The organism is Pseudomonas extremaustralis (assembly GCF_900102035.1).
GTDB classification, from domain to species: domain Bacteria; phylum Pseudomonadota; class Gammaproteobacteria; order Pseudomonadales; family Pseudomonadaceae; genus Aquipseudomonas; species Aquipseudomonas extremaustralis.
On sequence record NZ_LT629689.1, the window covers coordinates 905,491 to 919,441 of the forward strand.

Here is a 13,951-nt window from a genome sequence, read left to right on the forward strand (position 1 = left end):
CGGCTCTTAAGTGTCTGTAGGCCATTCAGCACTGGTTTTTGCTTTCACCAAAAAACTTAGAATCATACTCAATAGATATATAAGGGGACTTAGAGTGAACAAGTCGGAACTGATTGATGCTATCGCCGCATCCGCTGATATCCCGAAAGCTGCTGCTGGCCGTGCGCTGGACGCAGTAATCGAATCCGTCACTGGCGCTCTGAAGGCCGGCGACTCTGTGGTGTTGGTAGGCTTCGGTACTTTCTCTGTGACTGACCGTCCAGCGCGTACTGGCCGTAACCCACAGACTGGCAAAGCACTGCAAATCGCTGCTGCCAAGAAACCAGGTTTCAAAGCCGGTAAAGCCCTGAAAGAAGCTGTTAACTAAGCGTCGATCAAGCCTTACCTACCCGGGTCGGACGCCGTCCGGCCTGGCAGCGGAGCGGCAGCTGACCCATGTATCCATCGGGTCACCAAGCCGGGGGTGTGGGTTAAACCCCCCGTCCGCTCCGCCAGTTACGAGAAGGCGCATCCTCGGATGCGCCTTTCTTCTATCCGGACTCTACCCACGCTCCACGGTTGCCAATTTTTGAAGTTCAACCGTTTCTGGGGGACGCATGCTGCAAAATATCAGGGACAATTCACAAGGCTGGATTGCCAAGACCATTATCGGGATCATCGTCGCATTGATGGCGTTCACCGGTATCGAGGCCATTTTCCAGGCTTCGACCAATACCAAGCAGGACGTGGCCAAGGTCAATGGTGAAAAAATCACCCAGACCGAGCTGAGCCAGGCCGTCGACATGCAACGTCGCCAACTGATGCAACAGCTGGGCAAGGATTTCGATGCTTCGCTGCTGGACGAAAAACTGCTGCGCGATGCGGCGCTCAAGGGGCTGATCGACCGCAAGCTGCTCCTGCAAGGCGCGGCTGATTCCAAATTTGGCTTCTCTGAAGCGGAGCTGGATCAGGTGATCCTGCAGACGCCGGAATTCCAGGTGGATGGCAAGTTCAGCGCCGAGCGCTTTGACCAGGTGATCCGTCAACTGGGTTACAGCCGTCTGCAGTTCCGTCAGATGATGACCCAGGAAATGCTGATCGGCCAGGTTCGTGCAGGCATCGCAGGCAGCGGTTTCGTGACCGATGCCGAAGTGCTGGCATTCGCCCGTCTGGAAAAACAGACCCGCGACTTCGCCACCGTCAACATCAAGGCCAACCCTGCAGCGGTGAAACTCACCGACGATGAGGTCAAGGCTTATTACGACCAGCATGCCAAGGAGTTCATGACCCCTGACCAGGTGGTCATCGATTATCTGGAGCTGAAAAAGTCGTCCTTTTTCGACCAGGTCAGCGTCAAGGACGATGAACTGCAGGCGGCCTATCAGAAAGAAACCGCCAACCTCGCTGAACAGCGTCGCGCGGCGCATATCCTGATTGAAGTCAACGACAAGGTCACCGACGCGCAAGCCAAGGCCAAGATCGAGGAAATCCAGGCGCGCCTGGCCAAAGGCGAGAAATTCGACGCCCTGGCCAAGGAGTTCTCCCAGGACCCCGGTTCGGCCAACAATGGCGGCGATCTCGGGTTTGCAGGGCCTGGCGTCTACGACCCGGATTTCGAAACTGCCTTGTACGCCTTGAACAAGGATCAGGTCTCGGCACCGGTGCGCAGTTCCTTCGGTTGGCACTTGATCAAGCTGTTGGGTGTCGAGGCTCCAGAAGTGCCGACGTTTGACAGCCTCAAAGGCAAGCTGACCCGTGAACTCAAGACCCAACAGGTCGAGCAGCGTTTTGTTGAAGCTACCAAGCAACTCGAAGATGCGGCATTCGAAGCTTCCGACCTGGCTCAGCCAGCGTCTGACCTGAAATTGACCGTGCACACCTCCGCGCCGTTTGGCCGTGAGGGTGGCGAAGGTGTTACGGCCAACCGTGCCGTGGTCACCGCTGCGTTCAGCCCGGAAGTATTGGATGAAGGTGCCAATAGCACTGCCATCGAACTGGACCCGGAAACCGTCATCGTGCTGCGTGCCAAAGAGCACCTCAAACCTGCGCAACTGCCGTTGGAAAGCGTTGCCACGGCTATTCGTGCACAGATGACCAAGGAGCGCGCCAGCGCGACGGCCAAGACTCACGCTGACGAGTTGATCGCTAGCCTGCGTGACGGCAAGACCCCGCTGAACCAGCCGGTTGATGGCCAGGCGTGGAAAGTCACCGCGGCGGCTACCCGTGGCCAGGAATCGATCGATCCGGCCGTGCTGCAAGCCGTGTTCCGTATGCCCAAGCCTGCGGCGAAGGACAAACCGACCTTCAGCAGCGTGACCCTGGCTGACGGTAGCCTGGTAATCGTGCGCTTGAACGGCGTCAATGAAGCCGTTGCTCCAACGGACGAAGAAAAGGCGCAATACCGCCGTTTCCTCGCTTCCCGTATTGGTCAGCAGGACTTCGCGGCGTATCGCAAGCAACTGGAAGCCAAGGCTGACATCAAGAAGTACTGATGTCGTTTTGAAAGAAAAAGCCCCCGGCCTGAAAAGACCGGGGGCTTTTTCATGGGCGTTTGCCCAGCGCCAGCAGCATCAACAGCGCCACAGCCCAGGGAAAAGCCACGACGCCCCAGCTCTGTAATAGCAAACCGCCCGCCAAACCGCCTCCCGCAATGCCCAGGTTCCACACGGTCACCAGCATCGACTGTGCGGCGTCAGCCGACTCGCCGGCTGACTTGGCCAGCGCGGTTTGCAGCAGTGCCGGCAAACCACCGAATGCCAGGCCCCAAACCGCCACAGCGCTGTAGATGACTGTTGGCGAGTCGATCCAGAACACCAGCGACAGGGCCAGCAGGCCAAACAGCGAGCAACTGATCAGCACCAGCGGTCGCAGCCATCGATCGATCAGCAGCCCGACCAGCCAGATACCCAACAACGCCGACAGGCCAAATACCAGCAGCACCCGGTCTATGTCGGCCTCGATTCCCGCTGGCGCCAGCAGAGGCGCGATGTAGGTGTAGAGAATGTTATGGGCCAGCACGTAGGTAAAGGTTACCCATAGCACCGGACGAATACCCGGCAAGCCCAGCACTTGGCGCAATCCCAAACGTTTATCCGCCCGTTCGCCGGCAAAATCCGGCAGTTGCAGGCGCGCCCATATCAGCAGCACCAGCGTCAACCCGGTCATGATCGCAAAGCTCAGGCGCCAGCCAACGGTGGTACCGAGGAAAGTCCCCGCGGGCATGCCCAGTGACAGCGCCAACGGTGCGCCCACCATCGCCACGGCAATGGCGCGACCTTGCAGGTGAGGGGCCACCATGCGGCTTGCATATCCGGCCAGCAACGCCCAGAGCAGCCCGGCGAACACACCGGCAAAAAAACGTGCCGTCAGGCTCAGGCCGTAGTGGCTCGAAAGCGCGGTCATGCTGTTGACCAGAGCAAAGCCGCCGATGGCGAGCAGCAGTAACGGGCGCCTGCGCCAGCCACGGGTCAGCAGGGTGAGGGGGATGGCCGCCAACAGCGATCCCAGGGCATAGACAGTGACCAATTGGCCTGCCAGCGCGGGCGACACACCGAGGCCTTCGCTCATTTGCGGCAGGAGTCCCGCAGGCATGGCTTCGGTGAGGATGGTAATGAAACCGGCGCATGCCAGGGCCAGCAAGCCACCCAGTGGCAGCGCATCAGGTTGGGCGGACACGGGGTTTTCGGTCAGAGAGGGGCTGTCGTTCATGAGGTCGTATCCATGCAGAAGGTCAAGGACGCAGGGTAGAGGGCTGTGATGCACGGAAAAACAGGCTAAGGTTCCTGACTTATCGGACGTTGATGTCCGCAATAGGCAGGGATGGGGTCATGGACAGCTTGGGCAGCCTTTCGGTATTTGTGCAGGTGGCGGAGACGCGCAGCTTCACCGGCGCAGGCCGCGTGTTGGGGGTGTCGTCGTCGGCAGTGGGCAAAAGCATTGCGCGCATGGAAGAACGCCTGGGCGTGCGCTTGTTTCATCGCAGCACTCGCAGCATTACCTTGACCAGTGAAGGCTCGCTGTTTCTTGAGCGGTCGCGGCGTATTCTGGCGGAGGTGGAAGCGGCAGAGCGGGAGCTGACGCTGGCCAGCACCACGCCCAGGGGCAAGTTGCGCATCAGCGTGCCGCAAGTGCGGGGCTTGCTGATGCCGGTACTCAGCGCTTTTATGCGTGCTTATCCGGACATCGAGTTGGATGTGGATTTTTCCGACCGTATGGTGGACGTAATCGAGGAGGGTTTCGATGCGGTGATTCGTACCGGTAAGCCAGAAGATTCGCGCTTGATGGCCCGTCATCTGGGGCATTACCACCTGGTGCTGGTGGGCACGCCGGGGTACTTCCAGCAACACGGCACACCGAGCCTGCCCCGACACTTGAACGAGCATGCCTGCCTGCGCCACAAGTTCTGCGCCACGGGCAAGCTGGAACCCTGGCCCTTGCGGCTGGAGGCTGGCGCTGTGGAGCCCATGTTGCGCACCCCGTTGGTCAGCACCACGATCGAGTCCCTCAATCATGTGGTGCACGAAGGCTTGGGCATCGCCTGCCTGCCGGACTACATGGTCAATCAGGCCGTGGCAGAGGGACGCCTGCAACGGGTGCTGGATGACTATCTCGAGCATCAGGGCAGTTTCTGGATGCTGTGGCCATCCAGTCGTCACGCTTCTGCCAAATTACGCGTGTTTATTGATCATATGTGCGCCGGGCTTTTTCCTGCAGGCCCCGCTGTGTAGGCCTGTGACGTTTTACCGACAGGAATGCGCGCGCCAAGGCCTCGTTCTGTTGCACAATACGGCCCTGACTGTTTTCCTCAGGATTTTCAATGTCGACATCATTTCACTTGCGTAGCCTCGGGTTGGCGCTGGTGCTGGCGGGCGCTGCGGGCTGCTCGTCACCCAAGACCGCTATTTATGAACATGAGAGTTTCGACGACTCCGGCACGTTCTCGCGGGATTATCCGGTCTCCGATGTCGCCGCATGCGAAGCCGCCCGGCGTGCGTTGCTGAGCCAGGGTTACATCATCACCAGCAGCGATCCGAAACTGGTCGTGGGCAACAAGAGTTTCCAGCAGACCGGCGAGACTCACCTGCAGATCAGCTTCAACGTGGTGTGTGCCGACGACGGCAAAGGCAAGAACCACTCGACGATGTTCGCCAACGCCTTGCAGGATCGCTATGCGCTGAAGAAGGTCAACAATTCCGCGAGCCTGGGTGTAGGCGTGCTGGGTTCGGTGTCGATGCCGATCGGTTCCACCGATGACTCGATGGTGAAGGTGGCGAGCGAGACCGTCTCGGCGCCGAAGTTCTATGAGCGTTACTTTTCGTTGGTGGATTTGTTCCTGCCCCAGGAAGTGAAGAAGGCCGAGCACATTCCCGAGAAGCCAAAAGCCGAACTGGGTGTGCCTGAGCCTAAAGCAGCGCCGGCGGTCGAAAAGGTCGAGGCGCCGAAGGAGCAGCCCGCCGCCCCAGCGCCTGCAGCTTCCGAGCCCACCGCGCCGCAGCATGAGCCGGCACCGAGTGCCCCGCAACAAGAGCCGGCCCCAGCACCAACGAACTCGGAGCTGCCGGCCCCGACCGAGGCGATTCCGCCGTTGCCGACCCCTGCGCAGTGAGAGGCCAGCCGGTGATGAGCCCCGGCTGATAAATTCTCCAGGCGCTACTACGTTTAATCCTGTAATGCAGGAACGTCACAGCGCTGACTTTTTTTCGTCATCGCGGCACTTTAGGCTGGTCTTGCAGGTCTTAATTGGCAGCTGCTTTGAACCCTAAGGAGCCTTATATGGACGATTACCAGGAAGAACTGCTCGAGTACCAGGCGTTTGAGTTGGACCCGCTGGAACCGGACGACGCAACAGAGCTGTAAGACCGACTTCAGGCGGAATGCCGCTGACTGCGGCGAAATTCCCCTGGGGTCTGGTTGTTCCATCGCCGGAACGCCCGTTGGAAGGCCTGGGCCGAGGCAAAACCGAGCAAGTAGGCGATCTCGCCGAACGCCAGTTCCGTGTCGCGAATGTAGGTCATGGCCAGGTCGCGACGGGTATCGTTGAGAATGGCGCGGAACTGAGTACCTTCTTCGGCCAGTTTGCGGCGCAGCGTCCAGGTCGGCAGCTTCAAGCGTGCCGCCACTTCTTCCAGGTCGGGTTCCCGACCGCCATTGAGCATCGGCCCGAGCAAGCGGGTAATGCGCTCGCGCAGGCTGCGGGTGCGCGTCAGTTGCTCCAATTCCCGTTCACACAGTTGCAGCATCAGTTGCCAGGTACTCGGACAGTGCTGCGGGTTGCGCAGGGCCAGGGTTTGCTGGCTCAGACGCAATTGATTGACCTCGGCGCCGAAGTGGACCGGGCTGTCACTCAGGATGCTGTACCGCTCGCTGTACTCGGGGGCGTCGAATTCGATGTCGATGCGCTGTGCCTGTACCGTCTGCTGGGCCAGGTTGGACAATTGGTGCAGCCAGCCGGCAATGATCGAATCCACCACGAAACGGTTGTAGGCGTTGTAGGGGCTGATGGAGTAGAACCGCAGCCAGGCGCCTTCGGCATCTTCATGCAAGCTCGATTGCCCGCGATAGTTGGAACCGTACAGGGCTTCGAAGCGGGTCAGCGTGCGTGCCGCCTCGCGTACGTTGGGCGCCTGGGCGGCGGTGACGCCGGCCAGCCCGGCCTGACTCAAACGGCTGAACTGGCCCATGCGCAGGCCGAGGCCGGGGTCGCCGGTAAGTTGGATGGCCCCATGGCCCAGGCGCATATAGCGCGGGATCGATAAGCGTGCTCCTGCCTCGGCAAGTCGCGCCGGGTCAAGGCCGTATTGCAGCAGCAGCGGTTGCGGGTCCAGGCCATGGCTGTGGACGGCATCGGCGAGGGTCTGCACGAAGCCTACCGACAGATCCCCCAGGCGCACCGGCTTCAAGGCGCTACAGCCAGATATTCAGCAAACGCGCGCCACGGGCGTCGCCGTCGGCGCTGATTTGGCCATGGCTGCTGAGGAAGCTGTGCCCGGCGGTACCCAGGTCCCAGAACTGCCCGCGCAGAAATACGCTCATACCGGCGACGGCGTGGCTGACCGGTTGCTGGCTGATCAGCGTAAGGCGCCGCCACGCTTCGCCCTCGCTGAGTTCTTCAGGCTTGAGGCTCACTTGCGGCGGCGTCGACACGCTTTTGAAGCCGCGCCAGGGTCGGTCCCACGTATCACGACCCAGCACAAAGGCCGGCACGGCGATCAGTTGCGCGCCGCGCTCGTTGAGTTTGCGGTAGTTGTCCGGGTACCAGCTGTCACTGCCCACCAGCACGCCCAAGCGGCCGGCCGGAGTGTCGAACACGTTGACGAGGTTTTCATCGCCGGACTCGATAAAGCCGCGTTCATCGTAAATCGGATAGAACTGGCGCTGCGGCTCGCCGATGGGCAAACCGTCCGCGGCAAACACCACGCTGGCGTTGTACAGCGCACCATGACCGACCTGCAATTGGCCCTGGCTGACACTCGGGTTCGGCAAGGCGATGGAGCCGGCCACCAGCGTGACGCCGAACTCCTTGGCCAGACCGCCGAACAGCACCTGGTAGTCCCGCGCCATGGCCGGGGCTTTCATGCGCAGGTAGGCGTCGTCGGTACGATTGTCGCCGGTGGCGCTGATCCAGGCGCGCAGGAACAGCACCGGGTTGCTGGCCGACAGCCAGTTCATCGCATCCTTGGCATGCAGTGCCTGGTACACCTCGTTCTTTTCACCGGCCAGCATTAGCCATGTGCCGATATGTTCGGGCAGCACCACGATGGTCTTGTCGTTGATCAGCCCCTGTTCCCGTGCCTTTTGCAGATAGGCCGCGAGTTTCAGGTGCAGGCGTTCCAGGCTCTGGTAGTCGGCGGGGAACAGCTCCGGCTGGACCCCCAGCAGATTGCCGCGATCGGCGGGCAGGCCTTCATTCAGGGCGAGGGTGATGCGCAGGTCCGACAGGTAATGCGCCACGGGGCGTTCCTGGGTCCAGACCAGATACGCGGCGACGGCGGCAACCAGGGCCATGGAGAGGGTGAAGCCAAGAAGTTTACGCATGGGGCAACAGACAACAGACCGTGTGCTGGGTTCGTCGACTAGGGTAGGGCCCATGTACCGGCTTGCCAAGGGGCGCTGTGCATTTGGATCAATAACTTGTCAGTTTCGGTCATTGAGCGGTAATCCATCGCCTCTTAGTCTGTGGGACATAAACCGATGGGGCGTCATTCGAACGCCTCACGTCCCGTGATGATCCGTTGTGGAGCTTGACCATGACCGCTGCTGCCTACCCGCACCTGCTGGCCCCGTTGGACCTGGGTTTTACCACCTTGCGCAACCGTACCCTGATGGGCTCGATGCACACTGGCCTTGAAGAGAAACCCGGTGGTTTCGAGCGCATGGCGGCCTACTTTGCCGAGCGCGCCCGTGGCGGCGTGGGCCTGATGGTCACCGGCGGCATTGGCCCGAATGATGAAGGCGGCGTGTATTCCGGCGCGGCCAAGCTGACCACGGACGAAGAAGCGCAGAAGCACAAGATCGTGACCAAGGCCGTGCACGAGGCGGGCGGCAAGATCTGCATGCAGATCCTTCACGCCGGCCGTTATGCCTATAGCCCCAAGCAGGTCGCACCCAGCGCGATCCAGGCGCCGATCAATCCGTTCAAGCCCAAAGAGCTGGACGAGGAGGGGATCGAGAAACAGATCCGCGATTTCGTCACCTGCTCGTTGCTGGCCCAGTCCGCCGAGTATGACGGTGTGGAAATCATGGGCTCGGAAGGCTATTTCATTAACCAGTTCCTCGCGGCGCACACCAACCATCGCACCGACCGTTGGGGCGGCAGCTACGAAAACCGCATGCGCCTGGCAGTAGAGATCGTGCGCCGGGTGCGTGAGGCGGTTGGCCCGAATTTCATCATCATCTTCCGCCTGTCGATGCTCGACTTGGTGGAAGGCGGCAGCAGTTGGGAAGAGATCGTGCAACTGGCCAAGGCCATCGAGCAGGCGGGCGCGACCCTTATCAACACCGGGATCGGCTGGCACGAAGCGCGCATCCCGACAATCGCCACCAAAGTGCCGCGCGGCGCGTTCAGCAAAGTCACCGCCAAGCTGCGCGGTTCGGTGCAGATTCCGCTGATCACCACCAACCGCATCAACACGCCGGAAATCGCCGAAAAAATCCTGGCCCAGGGCGATGCCGACATGGTGTCGATGGCGCGCCCGTTCCTTGCTGACCCGGAATTCGTCAACAAGGCCGCTGCGGGCCGAGCCGATGAAATCAACACCTGCATCGGCTGCAACCAGGCCTGCCTGGACCACACCTTCGGCGGCAAGCTGACCACGTGCCTGGTCAACCCACGCGCGTGTTACGAAACCGAGCTCAACTACTTGCCGGTCAAGCAGATCAAGAAAATCGCCGTGGTCGGCGCTGGTCCTGCGGGTCTGGCCGCTGCCACGGTGGCGGCCGAACGCGGTCATCAGGTGACGTTGTTCGATTCCGCCAGCGAGATCGGCGGTCAGTTCAACATCGCCAAGCGCGTGCCGGGCAAGGAAGAGTTTTTTGAAACCCTGCGTTATTTCAATCGTAAATTGCAGACCACCCACGTCGAGGTGTGCCTCAACACCCGTGTCGATGTTGCGCAACTGACGGCGGGCGGCTACGACGAGATCATCCTGGCCACCGGGATTGCGCCGCGCACGCCGGCGATTCCGGGGATCGACAATGCCAAGGTGCTGAGCTACCTGGACGTGATTCTCGAGCGCAAACCGGTGGGCAAGCGCGTGGCGGTGATCGGTGCCGGCGGTATCGGTTTCGACGTGTCGGAATTCCTCGTGCACCAGGGCGTGTCCACCAGCCTGGACCGTGACGCGTTCTGGAAAGAGTGGGGCATCGACACCCAATTGCAGGCCCGTGGCGGCGTGGCCGGCATCAAGCCTGAGCGCCATGCGCCGGCACGCGAGGTGTTCCTGCTGCAGCGCAAAACCTCCAAGGTCGGCGACGGCCTGGGCAAGACCACCGGCTGGATCCACCGTACCGGCTTGAAGAACAAGCAAGTGCAGATGCTCAACAGCGTCGAGTACCTGAAGATCGACGACGAGTGCCTGCATATCCGCATCGGCGCCGAGGGTGAGCCGCAGCTGTTGGCGGTGGACAATATCGTCATCTGCGCCGGCCAGGACCCGTTGCGCGAACTGCAGGACGGCCTGCTCGCAGCGGGCCAGAATGTGCACTTGATCGGCGGCGCCGATGTGGCGGCCGAACTCGACGCCAAGCGCGCCATCAACCAGGGCTCGCGCCTCGCCGCCGAGCTGTAAGACCAGGGAAGGGGCGGTGTTAGACTACCGCCCCTTTTTCATGCAGACGCCGCTCCGATGGGTCCTTTCGATTGGCTTCCCCGTGCCCCGCTTGAATCCGTGCAGCTGGATTGGCTCAACGGCGTCGAGTTGGCCGTGCTGCGCCTGGATCGCATCGACCCGCTGATCAGCGGCAACAAGTGGTTCAAGCTCACCGAGCACCTGGCCTTGGCGCAGCAGGCCGGCGCCAGCGGGATCATCAGCCTTGGCGGCGCTTACTCCAACCATCTGCATGCACTGGCGGCGGCGGGGAAACGCTTTGGTTTTCCCACCGTCGGCTTGTTGCGTGGTCATCCCCAAGACACCCCCACCGTGCTCGACCTGAAAGCCTTCGGCATGCAACTGCATTGGCTCGGCTACGGCGGCTATCGCGCGCGCCACGCGGCGGATTTCTGGACGCCGTGGCGCGAGCGATACCCGGGTTTCTATCCGGTGCCCGAAGGCGGTGGCGGGATGGCCGGGGCGTTGGGATGCGCTGTCTTGGTCGAACAGGCCCGCCAGCAATTGAGCGATGTGGGCTGGGCCGATTACGACGCCTGGTGGTTGGCGGCAGGCACCGGGACTACGCTGGCGGGTCTGGCGCTCGCGGAAGCGTGCGCGCGCCCGGTGTACGGTGCGCTGGCGGTGCCGGATGATCACGGCGTCGCACAGAACGTGCAGGCCCTCGTAACGGGTGGGTATGCGTTGCTGGACGCCAGCCGGGGAGGCTTTGCGAAGGTCGATCCGCTATTGCTCGAATTTATCGAAACCACCGAGCAGGCCTGCGGTGTACCTCTGGAGCCGCTCTACACCGGTAAAGCGTTGCTGGCGTTGAAGCAACAGATCGAGGCCGGGCGCTTCGCCCCCGGCACTCGCCTGATCTTCGTGCACACCGGCGGCCTGCAGGGCCGCCGAGGTTTGGCGGTCTAGCGTTTGGGGATCATGCGCCGCACAGTGTTATCGCGCATGAAGTAGTGATGGTACAGCCCGGCCAAGGCGTGCAGGCCAATCAACCAATAGCCGATCGCGCCGCCCAGCTCGTGCCATTCCTTGATCTGCTTGGACAGGTCCTTGTTTTCGCCAATCAACGGCGGCAGCTCAATCCCGTAGAACATCACCGAATGCCCTTGGGCGCTGACGATCAGCCAGCCGGCAATCGGCATGCCGATCATGAACAGGTACAGCGCCCAGTGCATCAGGGTCGCCAGCAACGCCTGCCATTGCGGTGGTGCCGGGATGATTTTCGGTGCGACCCCCAGGGAACGTGCAAACAGGCGCAGCCACACCAGGACAAATACGGTCAGGCCGAACATGAAGTGCAGCTCCACGATCAATGCCCGCCCGCCACTGCCTTTGGGAAAGATCCCGCGAAACTCAATGCAGGCGTAAACCACCGCCAACAGCACCAGCATCAACCAGTGCAACGCAATCGACATGGTGCTGTAGCGCGTATCGGAATTTTTCCACGGCATCGCTTTTTTCCTCACTCATCAGGGCATATCTCCGTTCTTCGGTGACGAAGTCCTTTTACTGTATGCCTGTTTTACGTGATTTGCCTCGCGCGAATGTCCTTGTGTTGACCTTGATCAGTGACTTTGTGGCATTTCTCCGCGGGCCAGGCGTGCGTTGATGTCCGCGATGACCGCCGGCAGTTCGATGAGGGTGTCGATCAGGTAATGCGGGCGCGAGCCTTTGAACATCGCTTCGATGCGTTGACGTTCACCGCTCAAGGTGGCGGCATCCAGGTCGCGGAATTGCGCGTAGGTCAGGCCCAGGGCATTACCGGAGCAGGTCAGGGCCACGGTCCACATGCCGGCACGGCGACCTTCGAGAATGCCTGGCACGGTGTCGTCGACCTTGACGCACGCCGCCACATCGTCGATGCCCAGTGCGATCACGTTGGCCAACGCCTGGGCCGGCCATGGGCGGCCGTTGGGCACTTCGTCGGTGGCCACCACATGGTCGGCGATGTAGCCGTTGGTGGCGGCCAGCGCGACGACCTTGTCCATCACTTGCTTGGGGTAGCCGGAGCAGGAGCCGATCTTGAGGCCCTGCGCGCGAAGGCGGGCGATGGTGTCGAGGGCGCCTGGGATAAGGGCCGAGTGCTCGGCGATCTTTTCGATCTGCAGCGGCATGAAGCGTTGGTAGATGGCGGTGACGTCGTCGTCGGTAGGCGTGCGACCGAACGCCTGGCGGTAGCGCTCGGCGACTTGCGGCTGGTCGCAGAGGGTGCGGATGTGGTCCCACTTGCCCATGCCCATCGGGCCACGGGCTTCTTCGATGGAGACGTGCACATCGAACTCGGCGAAGGCCTCGACAAAAATCTGCGTGGGCGCGAAGGAGCCGAAGTCGACCACAGTGCCGGCCCAATCGAGGATGACGGCCTGGAGGGTGTTGGGATTTTGGTAATTCATGATTCAGATCCTGTAGGTAAAGAGCCTGTAGAAGCGAGCTTGCTCGCGAAAAACCTGAGGGCGCCGTTGTGAACCAGGCGCCCCGCGTTATCGTTAAAGACTTTCGCGAGCCAGCTCGCGCCTACACATTTCTTGCAGCACTTGGCCGATCGCCTTGACCGCAGCGTGCATGCCTGCCGCGTCGACATGGCCGATGCAGCCCACGCGGAAGGTGTCCACCTGGGTCAATTTTCCGGGGTACAAGATGAAACCCTTGGCCTTGACCCGCTCGTAGAAGTCTTTGAACTGATAGCGCGGGTCTGTCGGTGCGTGGAAGGTCACGATGATCGGCGCCTGGATCACCGCCGACAGGAAGCTGCGCAGGCCCAGGTCGGCCATGCCCTCGAGCAGTGCCTGGCAGTTGTCGGCGTAGCGTTTGTGGCGGGCGGGCAGGCCGCCTTCTTCCTGGTATTGCAGGAGTGCTTCGTGCAGGGCCGCGACCACATGGGTCGGCGGGGTAAAGCGCCATTGACCGGTCCTGGCCATATAGCTGTGCTGGTCGAACAGGTCCAGCGCCAGGGAATGGCAGTTGCCCTGGGCGGCGGCCAGTGCCTGTTTGTTGGCGAGCACAAAACCCATGCCCGGCACGCCTTCCAGACATTTGCCCGAGGCAGCGATCAACGCGTCGAACGGCACTGCGCGGGCATCGATCGGCAACGCGCCGAAGGAACTCATGGCGTCGACGATCAAGCGCTTGCCGTGCTGTTTGACGACCTGGGCGATGTCCGCCAGTGGATTGAGAATGCCGGTGCTGGTTTCGCAGTGGATCAACCCGACATGGGTGATGGCCTTGTCGGCGTGCAGCAGGCGGTCGACGTCGGCGGCGGTGGTGGGTTCGTCCTCGGCGGTTTCAAAGGTGCTGAAGTCGCGGCCGAGCACTTCGCAAATCTTCGCCAGGCGTTTGCCATAGGCACCGTTGATCAGCACCAGCACCTTGCCGGCGCGGGGGACCAGGGTGCCGACGGCGGCTTCGACGGCAAAGGTGCCGCTGCCCTGCAAGGGCACGCAATGGTGACTGCCTTCGCCCTGCACAATCGCCAGCAGTTGCGCGCAGACGCTGGCGGTGAGGGCGTTGAAGCGATCGTCCCATGAGCCCCAGTCTTCCAGCATGGCCTGGCGGGTGCGGGCAGAAGTCGTCAGAGGGCCGGGGGTCAACAGGATGGGCGCGGCAGTGTTCATCTCGGGTTCTCGCAAGGCGTCGGGGTTGAAGCTACG

General features: G+C 61.6%; 12 protein-coding genes. 6 read left to right on the forward strand and 6 right to left on the reverse strand.

The window, feature by feature from the left end:
* Positions 1 to 94: 94 nt before the first annotated feature.
* Together BLR63_RS04530 and BLR63_RS04535 are read left to right on the forward strand one after the other, a co-directional pair.
* Entirely contained in the window at positions 95 to 367 is a 273-nt protein-coding gene (locus BLR63_RS04530) for an HU family DNA-binding protein (RefSeq protein WP_003174819.1), read from the forward strand.
* A gap of 229 nt (positions 368 to 596) precedes the next feature.
* Complete coding sequence (locus tag BLR63_RS04535) at positions 597 to 2,471, forward strand: SurA N-terminal domain-containing protein (RefSeq protein ID WP_010564908.1); 1,875 nt, start codon at positions 597 to 599, stop codon at positions 2,469 to 2,471.
* A 49-nt stretch (positions 2,472 to 2,520) separates the two neighbouring features.
* Here BLR63_RS04535 and BLR63_RS04540 read toward each other — a convergent pair whose 3' ends face one another.
* Positions 2,521 to 3,687: an MFS transporter gene (locus BLR63_RS04540; RefSeq protein WP_010564909.1), complete on the reverse strand. Its 1,167-nt coding sequence runs from the start codon at positions 3,685 to 3,687 to the stop codon at positions 2,521 to 2,523.
* 119 nt (positions 3,688 to 3,806) lie between these two features.
* Between BLR63_RS04540 and BLR63_RS04545 the strand changes: the two genes are divergently transcribed.
* Positions 3,807 to 4,706, forward strand: a complete 900-nt coding sequence (locus tag BLR63_RS04545; RefSeq protein ID WP_010564910.1) for a LysR family transcriptional regulator — start codon at positions 3,807 to 3,809, stop codon at positions 4,704 to 4,706.
* Positions 4,707 to 4,795: 89 nt separating this feature from the next.
* Positions 4,796 to 5,584 (forward strand): DUF2242 domain-containing protein, encoded by a 789-nt coding sequence (locus BLR63_RS04550; RefSeq protein WP_010564911.1) that lies wholly within the window; start codon positions 4,796 to 4,798, stop codon positions 5,582 to 5,584.
* 259 nt (positions 5,585 to 5,843) lie between these two features.
* Here BLR63_RS04550 and BLR63_RS04555 read toward each other — a convergent pair whose 3' ends face one another.
* Positions 5,844 to 6,878, reverse strand: a complete 1,035-nt coding sequence (locus BLR63_RS04555; protein WP_010564912.1) for an AraC family transcriptional regulator — start codon at positions 6,876 to 6,878, stop codon at positions 5,844 to 5,846.
* A 4-nt stretch (positions 6,879 to 6,882) separates the two neighbouring features.
* Positions 6,883 to 8,013 (reverse strand): carbon-nitrogen hydrolase family protein, encoded by a 1,131-nt coding sequence (locus BLR63_RS04560; protein WP_042946803.1) that lies wholly within the window; start codon positions 8,011 to 8,013, stop codon positions 6,883 to 6,885.
* Between the two features lie 212 nt (positions 8,014 to 8,225).
* Here BLR63_RS04560 and BLR63_RS04565 point away from each other — a divergent pair, with 212 nt between their 5' ends.
* Both BLR63_RS04565 and BLR63_RS04570 read left to right on the forward strand, forming a co-directional pair.
* The gene (locus tag BLR63_RS04565; RefSeq protein WP_010564914.1) at positions 8,226 to 10,265 is read left to right on the forward strand and encodes an NADPH-dependent 2,4-dienoyl-CoA reductase; all 2,040 of its coding nucleotides are present in this window, start codon (positions 8,226 to 8,228) and stop codon (positions 10,263 to 10,265) included.
* A 57-nt stretch (positions 10,266 to 10,322) separates the two neighbouring features.
* Entirely contained in the window at positions 10,323 to 11,213 is an 891-nt protein-coding gene (locus BLR63_RS04570) for a 1-aminocyclopropane-1-carboxylate deaminase/D-cysteine desulfhydrase (RefSeq protein ID WP_010564915.1), read from the forward strand.
* Here BLR63_RS04570 and BLR63_RS04575 read toward each other — a convergent pair.
* The 3 genes from BLR63_RS04575 to BLR63_RS04585 form a co-directional block, all read right to left on the reverse strand.
* Complete coding sequence (locus BLR63_RS04575; RefSeq protein WP_010564916.1) at positions 11,210 to 11,755, reverse strand: cytochrome b; 546 nt, start codon at positions 11,753 to 11,755, stop codon at positions 11,210 to 11,212. The genes BLR63_RS04570 and BLR63_RS04575 overlap by 4 nt on opposite strands.
* Before the next feature lie 114 nt (positions 11,756 to 11,869).
* Positions 11,870 to 12,697, reverse strand: coding sequence for a phosphonoacetaldehyde hydrolase (phnX, locus tag BLR63_RS04580; protein WP_010564917.1), 828 nt, complete (start codon positions 12,695 to 12,697; stop codon positions 11,870 to 11,872).
* Positions 12,698 to 12,790: 93 nt separating this feature from the next.
* Positions 12,791 to 13,915, reverse strand: coding sequence for a 2-aminoethylphosphonate--pyruvate transaminase (locus BLR63_RS04585; RefSeq protein ID WP_010564918.1), 1,125 nt, complete (start codon positions 13,913 to 13,915; stop codon positions 12,791 to 12,793).
* Positions 13,916 to 13,951: the final 36 nt, after the last annotated feature.

What these genes read in the sequence shown, in the direction of transcription:
- phnX (WP_010564917.1), bottom strand. Translation starts at nt 12,697, where the DNA reads ATGAATTACCAAAATCCCAACACCCTCCAGGCCGTCATCCTCGATTGG.
- BLR63_RS04575 (WP_010564916.1), bottom strand. Translation starts at nt 11,755, where the DNA reads ATGCCGTGGAAAAATTCCGATACGCGCTACAGCACCATGTCGATTGCG.
- BLR63_RS04535 (WP_010564908.1), top strand. Translation starts at nt 597, where the DNA reads ATGCTGCAAAATATCAGGGACAATTCACAAGGCTGGATTGCCAAGACC.
- BLR63_RS04545 (WP_010564910.1), top strand. Translation starts at nt 3,807, where the DNA reads ATGGACAGCTTGGGCAGCCTTTCGGTATTTGTGCAGGTGGCGGAGACG.
- BLR63_RS04550 (WP_010564911.1), top strand. Translation starts at nt 4,796, where the DNA reads ATGTCGACATCATTTCACTTGCGTAGCCTCGGGTTGGCGCTGGTGCTG.
- BLR63_RS04540 (WP_010564909.1), bottom strand. Translation starts at nt 3,687, where the DNA reads ATGAACGACAGCCCCTCTCTGACCGAAAACCCCGTGTCCGCCCAACCT.
- BLR63_RS04585 (WP_010564918.1), bottom strand. Translation starts at nt 13,915, where the DNA reads ATGAACACTGCCGCGCCCATCCTGTTGACCCCCGGCCCTCTGACGACT.
- BLR63_RS04565 (WP_010564914.1), top strand. Translation starts at nt 8,226, where the DNA reads ATGACCGCTGCTGCCTACCCGCACCTGCTGGCCCCGTTGGACCTGGGT.
- BLR63_RS04560 (WP_042946803.1), bottom strand. Translation starts at nt 8,013, where the DNA reads ATGCGTAAACTTCTTGGCTTCACCCTCTCCATGGCCCTGGTTGCCGCC.
- BLR63_RS04570 (WP_010564915.1), top strand. Translation starts at nt 10,323, where the DNA reads ATGGGTCCTTTCGATTGGCTTCCCCGTGCCCCGCTTGAATCCGTGCAG.